Source organism: Paenibacillus piri (assembly GCF_004354045.1).
Taxonomy (GTDB): domain Bacteria; phylum Bacillota; class Bacilli; order Paenibacillales; family NBRC-103111; genus Paenibacillus_S; species Paenibacillus_S piri.
The window spans coordinates 114662-133808 of sequence record NZ_SMRT01000005.1; the positions used below are offsets into that span (position 1 = coordinate 114662).

Below are 19147 nucleotides of genomic sequence, written 5' to 3' on the forward strand. Positions count from 1 at the left end.
CAGAGGGGGCAGCATCATGGATATGCCTGTCGTCGCATTTGTGACTCCTGGCACGTTCGATATTCCTTCCGCGACCAGCAGCTCGGTTGAGTTGGTGGTAGAGCATGTCGTACCTTATTTGATGCGTGAGGCGATGCCAATTGTTTTTGGAAGAAAGAGCGGGAGAAGGCCCGGCTTTGAAGTGCGGGGAGGGGTGCGCTATGTAAGACTGGCAGCTCCGTCGCCTCTTCGTTATATTCGAAATGTAAGCCGTAAACTAAAAGAACACGAGCACAGCCTGTCATGGATACAGGTAGAAAACCGACCAAGGTTCGTACGATATTTGCGAAAGCGCCATCCGGGTTTAAAAATCGGGCTGTTTCTCCATTCTCTTACGTTTATTTCCCGGCCGCATATACAGGTCGCCGAGCTGAAGGCTTGCTTGGCGGCCGCAGACCGGATCATCGTGAACAGCCATTTCTTGAAGGAGCGGGTGATCCGAAAAGTACCTCAAGTAAAAGCAAAAGTAAGCGTCAATCATCTGGGAGTAGATCAGCACCGGTTTATTTCTCGCTGGTCGGAGGAAGGGGCTGCACAGCGTCGGGAAGCGATTGCGCACCGCGGTTATGAAGGAAAAAAAATCATTATGTACGTCGGCCGGCTCATCCCGATTAAAGGGGTTCACCACCTCATCCAAGCGATGCCGCGTATCGTCGCGCAGGTGCCTGAGGCGATGCTGATCGTTGTGGGGAGTGCGTTTTACGGCTCCAAACGAATGACTCCGTATGTCCGGCGGCTTCGCCGGTCAAGCAGGCGAGTTCGACGCCACATCAGGTTCATCCCGTATATCCCGCATTCGAGCATTCCGGAATGGTTCCGGTTGGCGGATGTGCTTGTCGTGCCGTCGCCTTCGAATGAAGCGTTCGGGCTTGTCAATGTGGAGGCAATGGCCAGCGGGGTTCCTGTCATTGCATCGCGGTCGGGTGGAATGAAGGAAATCATCGAGCATGGGGTGACCGGCTTATTAATTGCCCCTTCGGAGCTCCGCAGAGACCTCGCGGCGCAGATCATCGCTTTGCTGAACGACGACGAAATAAGAGAGCGGATGGGCGAGGCGGGTTCGCAGAGGGTGGAGGAGCACTTTACATGGTCGAATACGGCAGAACGGCTGCTTCAACTCTATAAAACAGATATGAAAATTTAAAAATGGAATAAAGTCCTCAAATTATTCATAGTATTCCGCTGAAAATAGACTTATTTATGACTTATAATTCATTATTTATTAGTAATTCAAAAAGAATTATGCGATAGTTTATTCCAAAAAGGAATAAAGTCGGTTATAATATGGACATAGAGCGGCAACATGACAGGGGATGCTTGAGCCATGAAAATAACCGAAAAAAAACATGCGCAATTGCTTTGGCATATTTTCGTATCATTTTGTAAAATCAGTCCAATCTCGTTTGGCGGCGGCTATGCAATGATTCCCGTTATCGAGAAGGAAGTGGTGGAACAACGAAAATGGATGGACAGTGATGAAATGAATGACGTGCTATCCATTGCGGGTTCCTCGCCGGGCGGAATTGCCGTCAATGCCGCAACACTGACCGGCTTCAGGCTCGCCGGACTTCCGGGTGCCCTGGCGGCCGTTTTAGGGATATCTCTGCCTAATTTTATCATTATGCTCGCCTTGACGATCGGTTATGCGGCCGTGCAAAACTTGCCGAAGGTGACGGCTGCATTTGAAGGGATTCACGCAGCTGTCGTGGGCTTCATTGCAGTGGCCGGCTGGAGAATGTGGCGCTCAGCCGTATATGATAGAAGCACGCAGTTGATTTTTATCGGTGCCGTCGCCGCGCTGCTGTTAACTCACCTGCACCCGGCCGTACTGTTGATTATCGGAACCGTCATCGGCGTTATGCTGTATAAATGGCAGGTGAAGCTGGGAAAGCTCGCTGCCAAGGAAGACGAGCAAGACAAGGCGGCTTCCGGGCATCCTCCGATTGTATCCGGTCAATATATATGGGGAGATGGAATTTAAATGAAATTCCACGGCCGGAAAGGGGAGATGGGTGTTGCTTCTATCGTTGTTGTGGACCTTTTTTAAGGTTGGTCTTGTTTCGTTCGGCGGCGGCTATGCTATATTGAGCATCATTGAGCGCGAGGTGATGCTTCATCACTGGCTGTCGGCGGCAGATTACGCCAATGCGGTTGCACTGGCCGGCATGTCGCCGGGACCGATTGCAACAAATATCGCCATTTTGATCGGCTATCAAACATCCGGCATTTTGGGCGCAATTGCCGCTGTAGCCGGAATTATTTTACCGTCGGTGCTGGTGGTCATCCTGATTGCTATATTTCTATTTAAAGCGGGACGGGAGCGCTGGCTTCAGGTTCTGCTTTACGGGCTCCGTCCGATGGTGGCTGCGTTGATCGTATATGCGGCGATCCGGGTCGGCATGAGGGGACAGTCTTTTCTCGGTATAAACGGATACACGCTCGCGTCACTCGGCATATTTTTGTTTGCCGTTATTGCCATCATGAAATACAGGCTGCATCCGTTATTGGTACTATCGGTGTCAGCTCTGCTCGGAATCGCTTTTTTTATGTAAGCATACAACGGTCAGCCGGAACTTCGGCTGGCTTTGTTGTTAGGCGCCTATTTTGGTCAGCCATAATAACTTCCGTTTAGGTGTATGCATATGTTACAAATGACTGCACATAAATTTGAAGCATGCCTTGAATGCATTTCCGGGTACAACGATCAGGGAGGAAAATCGGATGAACAAACAGAGCGGACGAAGCAAGAGGACGCCGTTTCGGGGCAAACGTATCGGCACTTATGTGAATGAATTGAAATGGCTGGATGAAGCGCCGGCCAGAACGAAAACAAAGACGAAATCAGCAGCATCGCCATCCAAGGCGATTGTGCACGCCCAATTGCTCGAAGAGGCTAAGGAAAAGACAGCGCCTGCTATACCCGCGGGGGCTGTAAAATCGGAGCATATTGCCGCAGGCGCCGTAAACGGCGAGCATCTCGTCAATGATTCGATTGACGGCCTGCATGTCAGACAGGAATCGCTTTCAGGCTATCATCTTCTTCCGGGAAGCATAACGCTGCTTCATCTCGACCGCGGGCTGCAGGCCAGGCTGCAGACGGCCCGGGCGCTCATGACATCGGCGCACACCCAGCTGTCGATTACCGCCCAGCAGTACGGACTATCCATGTTTAAGATGAGTTTTGAAGATGAGAATATTTATTTGACGGTTACGTTCGAGCAGCCGTTCGCGGATGAGGAATACGTATTGGTTGCAACGACGGATCATGAAACCTGCTTTGCGGTAGTCGAAGAAAAACGGAGAGACAGCGCTACCATACGGATTGTGCGAACCAAATTTACATCGGAGCTGCGCGGCAACGTCAACTGGATTGCGATCGGGGTGCTCGCACCATAAAAGGAAGGAAACCATCCGGAAAATCGGGTGGTTTTTTTCTTTGCCAAGAAAACATAAAAATGTCTTTTCAAAATGAATGAAAAGTGATACTATTTCGTGTATGAATATTTCTTATACGAAATATACAGAGGTTCAATGATTTTTTTTATAGTTGATTAACACAATACGGAAAGGGTGATTCGGTTCGATTTTTTGGCATGGATTTTATCTTGTTCAACCTCCATCGATATGATATATTTTTATGAGTAAATATTTCGTTTACGAAATAATTAGAATTTGCGAAATAAATGAGGAGTTGAAATTATAATGAGCCGTGCTACAGAGATCGGACATTTCCTACGAAGACTTACCAAGATGTTTAACATTACAATGAACCGCGACCTTAAAGAGCTGGGGCTGACCAAGCCGCAGATGATTGTGATTGGCACAGTGTACATGGAACGCAAAACAATCGGTCAAATCGCGGAAAGCACTGAGTTGTCTTACAGTACGGTTTCCGGCATTATCGACAGATTGGAGAGGGATGGGTGGTTAGAGAGAACCCGCGACGATTCGGATCGGCGTATCATTTGGATCAGTAAGACAGATAAATTTGAGCAGCTTAAAGAAAAGCTCCAATTTTTCCAGGAAAGCTTTTATGAAAAAATGCTTGCCGATCTTTCGGAACAGGAGCTCGATACGGTCATCCACTCTCTGGAGCTGCTAACTACTTATTTGGAAAAGAAGGTTGAGGAGAAACCATGAAGAGGAAACAAGTCTTGTATTTGATCCTTGCAGTTGCAATACTGGGGGCAGCAGGCGGGGGAGGTGCCTATTGGTATCAAGCACATTATTTTATTAAATCGGAAGACTCCCGCATTACCGGCGATATTTATCGCGTCATGCCGCGTATTTCCGGCAAAATGACCTCGCTGCAGGTGTCCGAAGGCGACAGCGTGATCACCGACCAAATCGTCGGTCAGCAGGACAACACGAATTTGTCAACGAGCATGCTGGATCAGGCCGCGCTCCGTTCGCCGATCAGCGGTACGGTTATCAAGACGATGGCCAAGGCGGGCGAAGTGGTATCCCCTGGGCAGACCATCGCAATGGTTGTAAATAAAAAGGATCTTTACATTTCAGCCAATATCGAAGAGGGAGATATTCACCGGGTGAAGGTCGGTCAAACCGTCGAATTTACAGTCGATACTTTTTCCGGCGCCAAGCTTATGGGTACAGTCAAAGAGATCGGCGAAGCGACAGCATCGACATTCTCATTGCTCCCCGCGACCAATACAAGCGGCAACTTTACAAAAGTAACGCAGCGAATTCCGATTAAAATTTCGATCGACGACCAACAAGGACTCGATTTGGCTCCGGGTATGAGTACAACCATTAAAATACATTTGAAAGACTAGGGGACATAAGACCATGAGAAAAAAACAAATGACATGGATCCCGGCGATCCTTTCATTGTGCGCAGTAATCGTATTGCCGGCATGTGGGGCTGCCGATTCGCCGAAAGCAAACGCCGCTCAGGCGATATCCGTCAAATCGATAAAGCTGGGACAAATAACTGAATCCGGACTCAGCGGTAAGGTTATCCCGGATCAGGAAGTAAAGGTCGTAGCGAAAACGACCGGTAAAGTATTGGAAGTCAAAGTGAATGAAGGCTCTGTCGTGAAAAAGGGCGATGTGCTCGTCCAATTGGAGACGGATGATTTGACCCAGCAGGTCAAGCAGGCCGAATCCGGAGTTATTGCCGCACAAGCCAAGCTGGCTGATACGCAAGCAGGCGCCAGAAGCCAAGAAATTCAAGGTCTGGAGAGTGCCGTGCAGAGCGCGAAAGCGGCCAACGAGCAAATTAAGGCCGCTGCCGATACAGCGAAGTCGGCCTTCGATCTGGCGCAAAAAAATTACAACCGTCTGCGCAACATGTACGACAGCTCAAACAGCGTGAGCAAGGACGATATGGATAAAGGCACGTTCGAATTTGATAAAGCCAAGTCCGCCTACGATCAAGCGCTGGCTCAAATGCAATCGTCGTCGGCACAAGTGACGGCTGCCCAGTCGAAGCTTGATTTGGCACGAAGCGGTCCTACCGGCAATACGGTCGAAGCGCTCCAGGCTGAGGTCAACCGGTTGAATGCAGGTTTGGAATTGGCGACCAGCGCATTAAATAATGCTACTATAATTGCGCCGATGGATGGTATTATTGTGAAGCGAAGCATCCAGCCTGGCGAGATGGCGCAGCCTGGGGTCACGTTGATCAATCTGGTCAAAATGGATCAAGTGCAGATCGAACTCAGCGTACCGGACACGCTGATCGGAACATTAAAAAGCGGTGCCGACGTTAGCGTGAAGATCAGCAATTTGCCTGATAAAACTTTTACAGGTAAACTAAACTTTGTAAGTCCGGTATCCAATACGAACAGCAGCACCTTCCCGGTCAAAGTAACCGTCGACAATAAAGACGGCCTCATATTGGCCGGTATGATGGCCGAGGTTCGTTTAAAGGATACCCAACAAAGCAAGATGGAAATACCTAAAGCCGCATTGGTAAAAAAAGACAATAAAACGTACGTTTATCTCATCCAAGATAAAACAGCCAAGGCCGTTGAAGTTTCCGTACAGGACAAAAACCAAGATTGGGTCTATTTGCAGCAAGATGCCGGTATCCAGGCCGGACAGCAAATTATTATTAATCCATCGGAAGCACTGACGGACGGCAGCACTGTGAAAGTTGAATAGGGGGCGATGGCATGTCTGAGGATGCTCAAAAAAATGCCGCTCCCGATGCTCCTGCCGAAGAAAAGGAACCGAGCTTCTGGCTGCCGCTAATTGCGATTATACTGGGGACCTTCGTTTCCGTTCTGAGCAGCAGCTTGGTCAACGTGGCTCTTCCCAAGCTGTCGACGGTATTCGGCGTGCCTACCTCGACCATTCAATGGGTCGTGACCGGATTTATGCTGGCCTCGGCAGTCGTCATTCCGGCCAGCGGCTTCCTGTCCGCACGGTTTGGCAGCAAGCAGGTGCTGGTGCTTTCGGTTATAGGCTTTACCATTGGCTCCTTGCTGTGCGGCATTGCCTGGAACGATTCCAGTCTGATCGCGTTCCGTATTTTTCAGGGCTTGACCGGCGGTTTTATTATGCCGGTCGGGATGTCGGTCATCTACACCATGGTGCCGCGTAACCAGATCGGGCTCGCGATGGGGATCTGGGGGGTAGCCGCGATGGTGGCCCCGGCGCTGGGGCCGACACTGGGCGGTTACCTGATCCAGTATTACAGCTGGAGAACCTTATTCCTGCTAAATGTACCTATCGGCATCGTAGCTGCTACAGCCTGTTTTTTCCTGCTGAAAGAATCGGTCAAGAACAAGGATTTGAAATTTGATGTGGCCGGCGCCATTTTTTCAGTCACGTTCTTCGGGACGCTGCTGCTCGCTTTAAGTAAAGGTCAAACCGAAGGCTGGACGTCGCTTTATATCATGTCTTTATTTTTTACCGCTGCGGTTAGCCTTGCCCTGCTGCTATGGGTGGAACTGACTACCAAGCAACCTTTGCTCAATTTGGCCGTATTTAAGAATATCAAGTTTTCCGCAAGCACCTTAATGTCGGGTCTTGTCATGATGGCGATGATGGGCGGGACGTTTCTCATGCCGATTTATTTGCAAAACGTCCAGTCGATGACCGCCTTGGATGCAGGCATCCTGCTGCTGCCCCAATCGGTGGCGATGGCGCTCATGATGCCGATCAGCGGAAAGCTGCTCGAGAAAGTCGGCATCATGCCGCTTGCCATCGTGGGTCTGCTCGTGCTTGGTGTCACCACGTATGAGCTCCACTCTTTAACGGCCGATACGTCGCATATCTGGATCAACGTAGTGCTGACGATCCGGGGCTTTGGCATCGGACTTTGTATGATGCCAGTGTCCACGGTCGGGATGGCGGATATACCGAAGGCGCAGATCAATGATGCATCGCCGCTATCGAACGTATTCCGTCAAGTTATGGCTTCCATGGGGATTGCGGTGCTGACCACCATCATGAGCAGCCGTCAGTATTTGCACTACTACCGGATCACCGAGAATGTTCCGTCCACTTCCGAGCCGGCCAATCAGTTTATGACCGCGATCTCGGGAGCTTACTTCTCGGGCGGTGTCGATTTGGCGACGGCAAGCGGAACCGCGGCTGCGTACCTGGCTGGCCTTATGCAAAAAGAAGCCATGGTCCGCTCGATTGCCGATACGTTTTATGTTTCAGCGATTCCGGCCTTTTTATGTCTTCCGCTCGTGTTTTTTCTTCGTTCGAAGAAGCAGCCGAAAGAGCAGCCGGTACAACAGGCCGCTTCGGCTCCTGCCGAGCCTGCGCCTGCGGCAGCCGGACGGACTCCGGTAAAAGTTCCGGAAACCGTCAAGGCATAGGCAGAGGCGCAAAAACACGCAAGGCAACGAACCATTTTTTATACTATTTTTAGGAGGAATACGCTAATGAAGAAAAGTTTATCTTTAATTTTGTCGGCGGCAATGGCATTTTCCATGTATTCATCGGTTGCCTTGGGTGCGGGCAAATCTTCCGCCGATTTTAGCGATCTGGCCAATTTGGATGCAGCAGCCAAGGTGAAATTCGATGCGATGATTTCAGCGGGCATTTTTGATGGAGTAGGAGAAGGCAATTTTGGCTTGAAGGATAAAATGAATCGGGCACAATTCGCTAAGGCGGCCGCTTTGGTATTCGGGCTTCCGGTCGATTCGTCACTGACAACTTCAAGCTTCGGCGACGTACGTGCCGACGATCCCGCTAACGGATATGCGCTGCCTTACATCGAGGCATTGAAAAAAGCGAATCTTACGGACGGTTACGGCGCCAATACGTATAATCCGGCCGGGGAAGTAACCAAGGAACAGCTGGCCGCTTTTCTGATCCGCGGCTTGAATAAGGATGCGGAAGGCAAAGCCGCTCAAGGTGCAAATGACGCTACCGTTTCCGGTTGGGCGCAAGGATATGCTTCATTGGCGAAGCAGCTGAAATTGATGGACAACGGCTCCGACGGTACATTCGGCGGCACTGCCGCTGCAGATCGCGAGCTGCTCGTAACATCCTCTTATGCAGCGAAGCAGCAATACGTACCGGGCTCCGGCAGCGCAAGCAAGCCCGTACAGCCGTCCGGCGGCAACGTTATTTCGACCGGCGATTTGCCGACCTACAACTTGAATGCCAATGTTAAGGCTCAGGCCAAAGGCGTTCTGCAGGAGAAAACAGCGAACGGCTGGCGGTTCGGTGCCGTTGTCAAGCTGTCCAATACGTCCGGATCGACGACCCGCGTACCCGATCATGAGCTTCGTGTCAAAGCTTCCGACGGTTCCGTATATACGTTGAAAGCAAGCACGGACAACGTGAAATCGATCGAGCCGCAAAGTACGGTAGAATTGACGTTTATGACGGAAATCGATAAAACATCCGATTTCAACCTGACGAATTTGCTTTGGGTCGATGTGGATGACGAAGTGTATCCGAAGAAAGAAACGGTGCTTGCCGATGCGCCGATTGAAAATTTCACATGGCACGGGACAGATGCCGTTATTCAAGATTCCGCTTTGCTCGGCAGCTGGGGCACCGGCTTTACGGTTCCTGGCGAAACGTCGCCGTTGAAGTATACCGCGACGAACTTGACCAAGCAGTTTAGCGGTCAGTCGCCGACCTATATCGTTCAGGTGAAAGTCGAGAATCCGAGCAATTATGCCGCTACCGTTCCTAATTTTACATTAAGCGGTAAAGCGAAAGACCGTTCCTATGTCGGGAATCGGGTAGAGCAGTCCGCGGTAGTCCTGAATCCCGGAGAGCAAAAATATATTAATTTTGCCGTTACAACCGAACCGGATACGCAGCTGACCGCTTTCTATGTGCTTTCGACGAGCAACTTCCTGAAACAGGGCGCAACCGCTCCGGTGCAGTTCTATACCGGCAGAATCGGATTTACGGTGCCGGCTTCCGGACAAAATCAGGCCAATTTGCCGGCTTACACGCTGGGCAGCCCGATTGCGATCGATACGCTTAGCAAAGCCGTTAACCCGCAAATGCAAGTAGCGCTGCAAGATATAGAATGGTTTGAAAATGACGGCAGAGACTACAAGACGGCTGTCGCCAAAATCAAATTTACGAATAATAGCGGAAATGTCATCCCTGTTCCTCAATTAGGCGCCGAAATTGTTTCGGATAGCGGGGTATCTTACGACGGGGTACAAAGCACAAGCTCCGTCAACGATGTGCTCCCTGGAATGGGCTCGGTTCAAATGTTTGCTTTCACTGTGCCTCAATCGGAAAAAACGAATCAGTTTACATTGCGATTGCTTGAGCAGCAAGGCAAGCAGACTCAGCCAGCCGGTCAATCGTCACAATCTCAAGCGCAGGCTGCACAAGGCCAAGCGGCACAAGGGCAAGCGGCGCAAGGACAGGCAGGCCAATCGGCTGCAGCTCAGGCTCAACCAAGCGCGGCTCAAACGTCGCTTTACAAAACGCCGATTGCACAAGTGTATGTAACGATCAACACGACCAGCTCGGTTGATAATGTATTCTCGTTCTATCCGTACGAAATGAGAATGGATAGCTTCAACGTTTCGAACTACGCCGCGAAAAACGGGGTAACGAACAGCTACGGCTACACCTACAAGCTGGAAATGGGCATCGATATTAAATCGACGGATGCTGTTTTGGCCGATCCTTCCAATCCGAAATTGCTGTTCCAGTTGGAAGGTCCTGACGGCAAACGTCTCGGCTCCAAAACATTCGCATTAACCGGCGATAACCGGTTGATGAGCGGTAATCAGTCGATCATGTTCGACAGTACTTCCGACACGCTGGAAGCTCCGGTATCCATCAAAGTTTACGAATTGGTAACAACGCCGTACGGCGACGCCAGACATTTGCTGACAACTTTAAAAGATTAATCCCCCATAAAGGCATTACGAATTCAAAGCACCTTAGGAATGCTTATTCCTAAGGTACTTTTTTTAAAAGAGCATTCAATACGTAAGGAGGGTTGTATCATGGAAACGATTCAATCGGATGGTGATCTGCAGCAAATTTTTCAGCGCATACTTCGGAAGCTGGTCGTCTACGGTAAATATGTAGATCCACGCTTTTCCGGATCGCAGGTTGCGGCATTGGACGTCATTCACGCTCAGGGACCGATTAAAGTGACTCATCTGGCGGAAAGCTTGACGTTATCCTTAAGCGCTGTCACACTGCTTTGCGACAGGCTGATCCATAACGGATATGTAAAGCGCGAGCGCGATGATGAGGACCGCCGCGTCGTTCATTTAAGAATAACCGATGAGGGCCGCGAAGCGCTCGCCGCCGTATTGGCCGCCGAAGGAGAAATTATATGCCGGTGGCTGAATGGCATTTCGAAGGCGGATTTAATTCAGTTCAATAAAACGTTTCAACAAATCGTTGATAATGTCGATCTGGACAGGCAGGTCAAAAAGAAAACCGATGATTCGGTATGCTGTCAATAAAAATGATGAAATAAATCAAGTTTTTGATTGAATATGTCAGATGAAACCCCTATAATATCGGTGATGGAAATGTGCCGGCAGAGAGGGGAACGATCTGGAATGAGTTATTTAATCGGTATGGATATTGGCGGAACGAATATCGTCTGCGGATTGACCGACGAAAATGGAAAGCTTCTTGATAAAATCAAGGAGCCGACCGAAACGGCAAAAGGCAGCGGATATGTGTTCGATAAAATAGAGCGTATGGTCGGGGAGCTGCTGTTGAAATCAGGCATCGACAAGTTCCATGTACGGGCGATTGGCGTAGGGACGCCGGGGTTTATCGATCCTGTAAAAGGCGTCACCGTGTTTGCCGGCAACCTGCAATGGCGGCAGGTACATACGGCGGACGAAATATCACGCCGTACAGGACTGCCCGTTTTTATAGACAACGATGTACGCATGTATGTTTACGGCGAAGCGATCTGTGGGGCTGCGCAGGGCTTCAGCCATGTTCTGGGTATCACGATTGGAACGGGGCTGGCCGCCGCCATGATCAATGACGGCAAGCTGTACTATGGCGGCGGCTACATGGCAGGGGAGCTCGGTCATATTTTGCTGCCGGACATTCCGTACCCATGCGGCTGCGGCATGACCGGCTGCCTGGAGACTGCGGTGTCCGGCACCGGAATTGCCCGGCAAGCAAGAGATCGAATCGCTGCGGGACAACCAAGCGTGCTGCAGCAATGGCTGGAAGGCAGGCCGCTTGAAACGATTACGGCGGCCGACGTATCCAAGGCATACGATGCGGGCGATGCAATGGCGATCGAGGTGCTGAACCATACCGGCATGCTGCTCGGTAAAGGCTTGGCCACCGCGGTTACGTTGTACAGCCCCGATATAATTATAATCGGGGGCGGCGGCGCGTTGGCCGGAGAACGGTTGTTTGCGCCAATGCGGCATTATTTGCAGCAGTCCGTATACAGCGGATACTGGGAAAGGCTGACGATCCGGACCGCGCAATGGATCGACGATGCCGGCATCGTCGGCAGCGCCATGGCCGCAAAGCAACGGCTGGGAGCCTGATTGTACGGCAGCTTAAGAGAATAAGATAATTGAATTAGCCTGAGAGTCGGGTTTTGCGACTACTTAGGCTTTTTCTTATGTTAGGCTAACACACATTATTTTACACGGGTCATCAGCCAATTTTCCGCTATTCGTGGTATTCGTCCACTTGAGGGCTGAGGCAAGCGCATATTATAGCAGCATGGAATTTTACAGCAAGCAATACTTTAGGGAAAGGGGAGATACCATGAAAGGCGTTATATTGGCTGGCGGTACAGGTACAAGGTTGCGCCCTTTAACCAATATTATAAATAAGCATTTGCTGCCAGTAGGTAAATATCCCATGATCCATTACGCGATTGAAAAAATGGCGAATGCGGGCATTCAGGATCTGATGCTCGTTACAGGCAAGCACTCGGCGGGACTGTATACGGAATACGTGGGAGACGGCCGGCAGTGGGGCTTGGAGGTTAGCTATAAAATTCAGGAAGAAGCGGGCGGAATTGCACAGGCTTTGTCATTAGCGGAAGATTTTGTCGCTCCCGACAAGCAGGTGCTTGTCATTCTCGGCGATAATTTGTTCGAAGATTCGCTCCGTGAAGCGGTAAATGATTTTAAAAGTCAGGAGCAGGGGGCCCGCGTTTTTTTGAAGCAGGTACACGACCCGTATCGTTATGGTGTCCCCGTCATGAAAAAAGGCAGGATTGAGACGATTATGGAAAAGCCGGAGATACCGCCGTCGAATTATGCGGTAACCGGTATTTATTTATATGATTCGCAGGTTTTCGATATTATCCGTCAGCTGCAACCGTCGGAACGGGGGGAGCTGGAAATTACGGATGTAAACAACGCTTATGCCCGGCAGGGCTTGCTGTTCCATTCGCTGCTGACAGGCTGGTGGACGGATGCCGGGACGCATCAGGCGCTGCTCGCGGCCGGAGCTAGACTTCTGGAGCGTGAAGCGCCATGACGGGGATCACAATGCTTGTCACCGGCGGAATGGGGTTTATCGGCAGCAATTTTGTCCTTTATTGGCTTGACCGCCATCCCGAGGATCGTATTATAAACCTGGATGCCCTTACCTATGCGGGAAATCCGGATAACGTCGCGAGCGTATGCCATCTGCCGAACTACCGGTTCATCCGCGGAGACATCTCCGACGCCGCATGCGTCCAGCGCATATTCCGGGAAGAGCGTATAGATACGGTCGTCCATTTTGCGGCGGAATCTCATGTCGACCGCAGCATTGCGGATCCGCAGCTGTTCGTCCGCACGAACGTCCTCGGCACGCAATGCTTGCTGGAGGAAGCGCGGCGCCATTGCGTAACGAAGTTCGTGCATATCTCAACCGACGAAGTATACGGAACGCTCGGCCAGGAGGGACGGTTCACGGAATCGACGCCGCTTGCACCCAACAGCCCTTATTCGGCGAGCAAGGCGGGCTCCGATCTGCTGGCCCGCGCCTACTACGAAACGTTCAACCTTCCGGTTGTCATCACCCGCTGCTCGAATAATTACGGTCCATATCAATTCCCCGAAAAGCTGCTTCCCACCGTCATCACAAGGGCATTGCAAAATATGCCGATCCCGATCTACGGAAACGGATTGAACGTACGGGACTGGCTGTACGTCGAAGATCACTGCTCGGCAATCGAGCGTGTCATCCGGAGCGGAACGCCGGGCCAGGTTTATAATGTCGGCGGCGGCAATGAGCGCACGAACCTGCAGATCGTGCAGAACGTACTGGCCGAGCTGGGCAAGCCGACGTCGCTTATTCAATTCGTCCCCGACCGGCCAGGACACGACCTCCGCTATGCGATCGACGCCGGCAAGCTGCGGCGGAAGCTTGGCTGGCAGCCGCGCTATACGCTGGAGCGCGGATTGAAGCTGAGCGTTGCGTGGTACTTGGAGCATGGGTCGTGGTGGCGCAAGCTGCTGAAGGCTCCATCTCCGGACGATCCGGCTGCGGCGCCGGACACGGCCGATTCCTCCGGACCGTCCGGCACATCGGCCGCGGCGTCCGTGTTGTCAGAGAAAACTGCGAAAGGGGGCGGGACGTGATGCATATTCTCATCACGGGTGCCGGCGGACAGCTTGGCTGCGATTTGATCCGCGTGCTTGACGGCCGGCATCGTCTGACCGCCAAAATGCGCGATGAGCTTGACGTCGCGGATGAAAGCGCGGTCCGGGAGGCGGTGCTGGAAAGCCGCCCTGACGCGATTATTCATGCAGCCGCATACACCGAGGTTGATGCGGCCGAAAGCAGGCCGGAGGAGGCGTACTCCGTCAATTCCAACGGCTCGCGCCATATTGCACTGGCGGCTCAAGCGGTTGGCGCGAAGCTCGTCTATATAAGCACGGACTATGTATTTGACGGCGCCAAAGGAGCTTCCTACCAGGAGCACGACCGTACGAATCCGCTCGGCGTTTACGGCCATTCCAAGCTGCATGGCGAAAAGTTCGTACAGCTGATCTGCGACCGCTATTATATTGTCCGGACATCCTGGCTGTACGGCAAATACGGCAGCAATTTCGTCAGCAAGGTGCTGGCGCTGGCCGACCGGCGGAATGAACTTTCGATGGTTGACGACCAGCTCGGTTCGCCGACTTATACGTACGACCTCGCGCAATTCATCGGTCAGCTGCTGGAGAGCGAGCATTACGGGATTTATCACGCCTCGAACAGGGGCTGCTGCTCCCGTTATGAATTTGCTCGCGAAATATTGCGCATTGCGCACCGCAGCGATATTCGCCTTAATCCGGTGAGTGGAGATGCCTTCCCGCTCCCGGCGGCCAGGCCTTCCCGTTCGGATTTGGACGATCTGGCCATCCGCCAGCGCGGGTTTATGAGATTCCGTACGTGGCAGGAAGCGTTGCTCCGCTTTATGCTGGACGATTTGGGGATTGCCGGCGGGGAGAGCCATGCGGGCAATCGGACGGATAGAAAGGACGATACGAAGGTTACTGAAAAGGAGGATCCGGGCAATGGCAAGCATTCAAGGCGTTATGAAAAAACAGCTCGTCAAGCATTCCGATGACCGGGGCTACTTTATGGAGCTGCTGCGCAATGACGATGCGATGTACGGAAGCTTCGGGCAAGCTTCCTTGTCAATGTCGTTTCCGGGAGTCATTAAGGCGTTTCATTACCATCGCCTGCAGGATGATATCTGGTATTTTCCCAGCGGTCATGCTCAAGTCGTGCTTCATGATATGCGCAAAGACTCGCCAACCTATAGGCAGACCGATGTTTATTATATGGGCGAAGACAATTCGTTTTTGCTGTTTATTCCCCGCGGCGTCGCTCACGGCTATCGGGTGCTTGGGCCAAAACCGGTATCGATCGTCTATTTCACGAATATGGCGTACAACGCCAACGAACCGGATGAATCTCGGCTGGCTTACGATGATCCGGAGATCGGGTTCGACTGGTCGACCAAAAACCGGTAGCCCGTCCGTTCAAACTGTTACGAAGGCCAGATACGAATCATACATCTGAATCGGAAAGCGAGGAGCTTGCATGGCAAGGAAGACTGTACGCAGACGCTTACAAGTTCGGCATATGACCGCCGGCTGGCGCAAAGGCCGGTCGAAAGGGCTTGAACTGGGTAACGAACACGGCTATCACTTGGGTCGGTGCGAGGCAGCCATCCAAAAGTCCAAACCGTCGCCGCCGGGATGGTGGAACGTTAGGGTCCTGTATATTACATCCGGTAAAGGAGTCCCTTATTCGCCGCTCGACCAGTCCATTATCGAAGCATTCCAGCTGCTGGTAAGAGAGCTCGTTATTGTCACGCCGACGCAGGACTTCGTCAGTGCGGCCAGGCAGCTGCGGCCCGATTTTGTACTGGTGCTGGACGGCATGTACATTCCGGCCTATCAGGTCGACCAGATCCGGGCGGAAGGAATCCGGACCGCGGTCTGGTTTACTGACGATCCCTACTATACGGATGCGACGGTGCAGATGGCCGTTCATTACGATTTCGTGTTTACGCTGGAGCTGGAATGTGTCGACTTTTACCGGCAGAACGGCTGCGCGCAGGTGCATTACTTGCCGTTTGGCTCCAACGTTTCCGTCTTTCGGCCAAAGCGAATCCCGCTGAAGTACCGCAAAGATATCAGCTTTATCGGCTCGGCCTACTGGAACCGGGTCGGCGTGTTCGATCATCTTGCAGGCTATTTCAAAAACAAAGACTGCTATATCTCGGGTATTTGGTGGGACCGGCTGCGGCATTACAGTAAGCTGTCCTCCAAAATCGATCTGAACAAATGGATGGATGCGAAGGAAACGGCGAGCTATTATAACGGGACGAAAATCGTCATCAATCTGCACCGCGCCAGCGACGATACGACATTTAACTATACCAGCCGGTCGATCGGCGCCGTTTCTCCGAATCCGCGAACCTTTGAAATCGCCGGCTGCGGCACGCTGCAGTTGTCGGATACGCGGAGCGACCTGCCGCGGTTTTATACGCCGGGAGTGGAGATCGTGACCTACAGTTCGCCGGATGAGCTTAAGGAAAAAATCGATTATTACTTGAACCATGAGGAAGAACGCCGTGAGATTGCGCTTAACGCGCTGCGGCGAACGATGCAGGAGCATACGTATACCCACCGGATTGCTTCGATGCTGCGGCTTATATTCGGTTAATATGGGTGGCTGCCCTGTGCGCATGCCCGCATTGCCGCATATTGTATAGTGAGGCTGCTCGCAAATATGCCGTTTCGTCCGGAATCGGAAGGCCCCTGTCCGAAACAGGAAGGCGTGGCTGCGGTCGACAGCTCATCTCACAAGCAAGCGTCAAGGAGGTTCGGGAAATGGCCCGAAGAAAAAAGGGCAGGAAGACGCGTTCTCAAAGCGGAGCAGGCAAACGAAGACGAGTTCTGAAGGCGAGAGGGCGGCGCCCGGCTCCCGGCACGGCCGTCCCGGCAGAACCATGAAAGGAAAGCTGCATGCACGGCGGCGCAAAAGGAACTCGGAAGACTCACGCCGGGGCAGACGCGCGCACCGCCGCGGACATCACAGGCTATCCGGCTATAAGCGGGCTTATAATAAAGCGTTCAACGAAGCTTATAACGAAGGCTTTAACGCAGGATTCGCCAAGGGGGTTCAAGACGGACAGCAGGCTTAGGCGACAAGGATAAACGGCTTCGCCGTCCTTCGAAAACGAGCCCGTTTGTCAAGGTTGTGCAAAGCAAAGTATAAAAAACTTATACTTTCCATCCAACCGGCAAAAAAACCTAGCGGTTTGGCATCCGCTAGGTTCCGTTCAGTCTATGTTAATGCTCGCCGCGTTCATTTTCACCCTTGGACGATTTCGCTTTTGCATGCGTTCCGTGCGGCTTGGATGAAGACGATTTGGACGATTTGGATGGCTTGGACGAAGTTGTTTTGTACGGCTTCACAGACGGTGATTTGGACGGCGTGCTTACTGGCTGCGGAGCGGGTGCGGCCACAGCTTGTCCGTTGTCGGGAATTACGCGGCGCGCAGTCACGAAGGTTTTATCCCAGGTGCTGCCCGCATAATTGGAAATCGTTACGCCGATACCGACGCGGTACGTATGAAGAATTTGACCATTGCCCATATAAATGGCGACATGATTGATTATACCGTCATGATTCGTATCGGAGAATACCAGATCTCCGGCCTGCAGTTGGCTTTTCGCTACCGGCGTACCGGCAGTGGCCTGTTGTCTGGACGAGCGCGGCAGGCTGATGCCATTTTGCTGGAATACATACTGTGTGAACGATGAGCAGTCAAAAGCGCTCGTATTGCCCTTGCTGGCGCCAAATTGGTAACGGACGCCCATAAATTGTTTGCCTGTTGCGATAACATTGTCCGCCACGGACGAACTTGAAACAGTCGCGGCATGGGCGGATTGCGGTGTTATTAGCATACCCCCGGAAAAAGCAATCGATAAACTAAGACCGATTCCAACGAAAGTTTTAACAAATTGGCTTTTTTTCGCGTTGTTCATAACTTCCTCCCTGACGAATGTTTTGAGGTGGGGTGATCACCTGAAATCAGCATACCACAAATAAAAAATCCACTATTTTACAGGGGGCGTGAAAACCATTACAAAGCCTTGCATTTTCCGTTATTGTTAGAAAACCGTGAGAATTCTCTCATTAAAAATCCATTGACAACCTAAAAAGTTAATTATACTTTAAGAATTTCTTAAGGACTTCCCCCCTTAAATCCTTAAATGTTTAGGATAAGATAACTAGCATAGATGGAGCCAAGGGGAGCGATGACGAGATGTACAAAGAAACGATAGTAAAAACGACGCGATTGGATAGATGGCTGTTTTTCAAAAAGTTTTTTCAAAATCCGCGTGAAATCGGCAGTTTGGTTCCAAGCTCCGCCAGCCTTGCAAGACAGATGCTCGCGCCAGTCCGGTGGGACGAAGCAACCTCCATTGTCGAGCTGGGAGCCGGGACAGGCGTATTTACCCAAGCGATCCATGAGAGCAGACGGCCGGAATGCAGCGTCGCCGTGTTTGAAAAGGATGATGAGCTGCGCGGCAAATTGCAGAAGCAGTTTCACGGACTTCATATGTTCAAAAATGCAATGGAATTAAAAAAGAATATAGACCGGCTCGGCCTGAGCGAAGTGGACTACATCATTTCGGGCCTGCCGTTTGCCAATTTTTCGGTTGCGGACCGGTGCGAAATTATCGGCCAAATCAAGCAAACGCTGCGCAAAGACGGTGTGTTCGTCACGTTTCAATATTCGCTGCAAATGAAAAAAATGCTTCAAAACGAATTCGGCAGGGTCAACATTTCGCTCGTTCCATGGAATGTGCCGTCGGCATTCGTGTATGAATGCAGACCATAAGGGCCAGGGAGGCCCTCCTGTATTGGAAGGCAGCGCAAAAAAGGACCCTGTCTTCCAATCGGTCTACGAATCGAAGCACAATGTCTAGTAAACCATGCTTCGAAGGAGAAGGTTAAATATAATCGAATGATAGAAAAAAGAAGCAGAGATGCGCCGGTTTCAGGCAAATCTCTGCTTCTTTTTGTCCCCAAATTGTACGAATGGATGGGGGATATGTGTCGTGCCGATACAGTTGTCCAACTAATATATTGGTAGTACTTAAGCGGGGATGCTTACGAACATAGCTTTCCTATGGAAAGCTTCAAGAAAGATATTTCGGAAACGACGCTCCGTCCTTTT

General features: G+C 51.4%; 18 protein-coding genes. 17 read left to right on the forward strand and 1 reads right to left on the reverse strand.

Features of this window, described 5'->3' with window-relative positions; translation table 11 throughout:
• Nucleotides 1-16 precede the first annotated feature (16 nt).
• From E1757_RS13095 to E1757_RS13170, 16 genes are all read left to right on the forward strand, one after another.
• Nucleotides 17-1183, forward strand: coding sequence for a glycosyltransferase family 4 protein (locus tag E1757_RS13095; RefSeq protein WP_133228716.1), 1167 nt, complete (start codon nt 17-19; stop codon nt 1181-1183).
• 180 nt (nt 1184-1363) lie between these two features.
• A complete protein-coding gene (locus E1757_RS13100; RefSeq protein WP_133228718.1) occupies nt 1364-2020 on the forward strand; it encodes a chromate transporter in 657 nt (218 codons plus the stop codon).
• A gap of 31 nt (nt 2021-2051) precedes the next feature.
• Nucleotides 2052-2591, forward strand: coding sequence for a chromate transporter (locus E1757_RS13105; protein WP_133228720.1), 540 nt, complete (start codon nt 2052-2054; stop codon nt 2589-2591).
• A gap of 169 nt (nt 2592-2760) precedes the next feature.
• Complete coding sequence (locus E1757_RS13110) at nt 2761-3435, forward strand: WIAG-tail domain (RefSeq protein WP_133228722.1); 675 nt, start codon at nt 2761-2763, stop codon at nt 3433-3435.
• A 306-nt stretch (nt 3436-3741) separates the two neighbouring features.
• Nucleotides 3742-4179: a MarR family winged helix-turn-helix transcriptional regulator gene (locus E1757_RS13115; RefSeq protein WP_133228724.1), complete on the forward strand. Its 438-nt coding sequence runs from the start codon at nt 3742-3744 to the stop codon at nt 4177-4179.
• Complete coding sequence (locus tag E1757_RS13120) at nt 4176-4832, forward strand: HlyD family efflux transporter periplasmic adaptor subunit (RefSeq protein WP_133228726.1); 657 nt, start codon at nt 4176-4178, stop codon at nt 4830-4832. The genes E1757_RS13115 and E1757_RS13120 overlap by 4 nt, the downstream gene beginning before the upstream one ends.
• Nucleotides 4833-4845: 13 nt before the next feature.
• A complete protein-coding gene (locus tag E1757_RS13125; protein WP_246079175.1) occupies nt 4846-6165 on the forward strand; it encodes an efflux RND transporter periplasmic adaptor subunit in 1320 nt (439 codons plus the stop codon).
• Between the two features lie 11 nt (nt 6166-6176).
• Nucleotides 6177-7835 (forward strand): DHA2 family efflux MFS transporter permease subunit, encoded by a 1659-nt coding sequence (locus tag E1757_RS13130; RefSeq protein WP_133228728.1) that lies wholly within the window; start codon nt 6177-6179, stop codon nt 7833-7835.
• 66 nt (nt 7836-7901) lie between these two features.
• Nucleotides 7902-10358 carry an S-layer homology domain-containing protein gene (locus E1757_RS13135; protein ID WP_133228730.1) on the forward strand — a complete coding sequence of 819 codons (2457 nt, stop codon included), beginning with the start codon at nt 7902-7904 and terminating at the stop codon, nt 10356-10358.
• Nucleotides 10359-10457: 99 nt separating this feature from the next.
• Complete coding sequence (locus E1757_RS13140; RefSeq protein ID WP_165972097.1) at nt 10458-10928, forward strand: MarR family winged helix-turn-helix transcriptional regulator; 471 nt, start codon at nt 10458-10460, stop codon at nt 10926-10928.
• A gap of 99 nt (nt 10929-11027) precedes the next feature.
• Nucleotides 11028-11993 (forward strand): ROK family protein, encoded by a 966-nt coding sequence (locus E1757_RS13145; protein WP_133228734.1) that lies wholly within the window; start codon nt 11028-11030, stop codon nt 11991-11993.
• A 226-nt stretch (nt 11994-12219) separates the two neighbouring features.
• Nucleotides 12220-12942 (forward strand): sugar phosphate nucleotidyltransferase, encoded by a 723-nt coding sequence (locus E1757_RS13150; protein ID WP_133228736.1) that lies wholly within the window; start codon nt 12220-12222, stop codon nt 12940-12942.
• Nucleotides 12939-14033 (forward strand): dTDP-glucose 4,6-dehydratase, encoded by a 1095-nt coding sequence (gene rfbB / locus E1757_RS13155; RefSeq protein ID WP_181956644.1) that lies wholly within the window; start codon nt 12939-12941, stop codon nt 14031-14033. The genes E1757_RS13150 and rfbB overlap by 4 nt, the downstream gene beginning before the upstream one ends.
• Nucleotides 14033-15010: a dTDP-4-dehydrorhamnose reductase gene (rfbD, locus tag E1757_RS13160; RefSeq protein ID WP_133228738.1), complete on the forward strand. Its 978-nt coding sequence runs from the start codon at nt 14033-14035 to the stop codon at nt 15008-15010. The genes rfbB and rfbD overlap by 1 nt, the downstream gene beginning before the upstream one ends.
• The gene (locus tag E1757_RS13165) at nt 14958-15419 is read left to right on the forward strand and encodes a dTDP-4-dehydrorhamnose 3,5-epimerase family protein (RefSeq protein WP_133228740.1); all 462 of its coding nucleotides are present in this window, start codon (nt 14958-14960) and stop codon (nt 15417-15419) included. Before rfbD ends, E1757_RS13165 begins: the two co-directional genes overlap by 53 nt.
• A gap of 70 nt (nt 15420-15489) precedes the next feature.
• Nucleotides 15490-16620, forward strand: coding sequence for a CgeB family protein (locus E1757_RS13170; RefSeq protein WP_133228742.1), 1131 nt, complete (start codon nt 15490-15492; stop codon nt 16618-16620).
• A 629-nt stretch (nt 16621-17249) separates the two neighbouring features.
• Here E1757_RS13170 and E1757_RS13175 read toward each other — a convergent pair.
• Complete coding sequence (locus tag E1757_RS13175) at nt 17250-17948, reverse strand: C40 family peptidase (RefSeq protein WP_133228744.1); 699 nt, start codon at nt 17946-17948, stop codon at nt 17250-17252.
• A 281-nt stretch (nt 17949-18229) separates the two neighbouring features.
• Here E1757_RS13175 and E1757_RS13180 point away from each other — a divergent pair, with 281 nt between their 5' ends.
• On the forward strand, nt 18230-18808 hold the full coding sequence (locus E1757_RS13180; protein WP_133228746.1) for a class I SAM-dependent methyltransferase: 579 nt from the start codon (nt 18230-18232) through the stop codon (nt 18806-18808).
• Nucleotides 18809-19147 lie beyond the last annotated feature (339 nt).

Coding starts and splice junctions, on each gene's coding strand:
- E1757_RS13095 (WP_133228716.1), top strand. CDS start 17: ATGGATATGCCTGTCGTCGCATTTGTGACTCCTGGCACGTTCGATATT.
- E1757_RS13100 (WP_133228718.1), top strand. CDS start 1,364: ATGAAAATAACCGAAAAAAAACATGCGCAATTGCTTTGGCATATTTTC.
- E1757_RS13110 (WP_133228722.1), top strand. CDS start 2,761: ATGAACAAACAGAGCGGACGAAGCAAGAGGACGCCGTTTCGGGGCAAA.
- E1757_RS13115 (WP_133228724.1), top strand. CDS start 3,742: ATGAGCCGTGCTACAGAGATCGGACATTTCCTACGAAGACTTACCAAG.
- E1757_RS13120 (WP_133228726.1), top strand. CDS start 4,176: ATGAAGAGGAAACAAGTCTTGTATTTGATCCTTGCAGTTGCAATACTG.
- E1757_RS13125 (WP_246079175.1), top strand. CDS start 4,846: ATGAGAAAAAAACAAATGACATGGATCCCGGCGATCCTTTCATTGTGC.
- E1757_RS13130 (WP_133228728.1), top strand. CDS start 6,177: ATGTCTGAGGATGCTCAAAAAAATGCCGCTCCCGATGCTCCTGCCGAA.
- E1757_RS13135 (WP_133228730.1), top strand. CDS start 7,902: ATGAAGAAAAGTTTATCTTTAATTTTGTCGGCGGCAATGGCATTTTCC.
- E1757_RS13140 (WP_165972097.1), top strand. CDS start 10,458: ATGGAAACGATTCAATCGGATGGTGATCTGCAGCAAATTTTTCAGCGC.
- E1757_RS13145 (WP_133228734.1), top strand. CDS start 11,028: ATGAGTTATTTAATCGGTATGGATATTGGCGGAACGAATATCGTCTGC.
- E1757_RS13150 (WP_133228736.1), top strand. CDS start 12,220: ATGAAAGGCGTTATATTGGCTGGCGGTACAGGTACAAGGTTGCGCCCT.
- rfbB (WP_181956644.1), top strand. CDS start 12,939: ATGACGGGGATCACAATGCTTGTCACCGGCGGAATGGGGTTTATCGGC.
- rfbD (WP_133228738.1), top strand. CDS start 14,033: ATGCATATTCTCATCACGGGTGCCGGCGGACAGCTTGGCTGCGATTTG.
- E1757_RS13165 (WP_133228740.1), top strand. CDS start 14,958: ATGGCAAGCATTCAAGGCGTTATGAAAAAACAGCTCGTCAAGCATTCC.
- E1757_RS13170 (WP_133228742.1), top strand. CDS start 15,490: ATGGCAAGGAAGACTGTACGCAGACGCTTACAAGTTCGGCATATGACC.
- E1757_RS13175 (WP_133228744.1), bottom strand. CDS start 17,948: ATGAACAACGCGAAAAAAAGCCAATTTGTTAAAACTTTCGTTGGAATC.
- E1757_RS13180 (WP_133228746.1), top strand. CDS start 18,230: ATGTACAAAGAAACGATAGTAAAAACGACGCGATTGGATAGATGGCTG.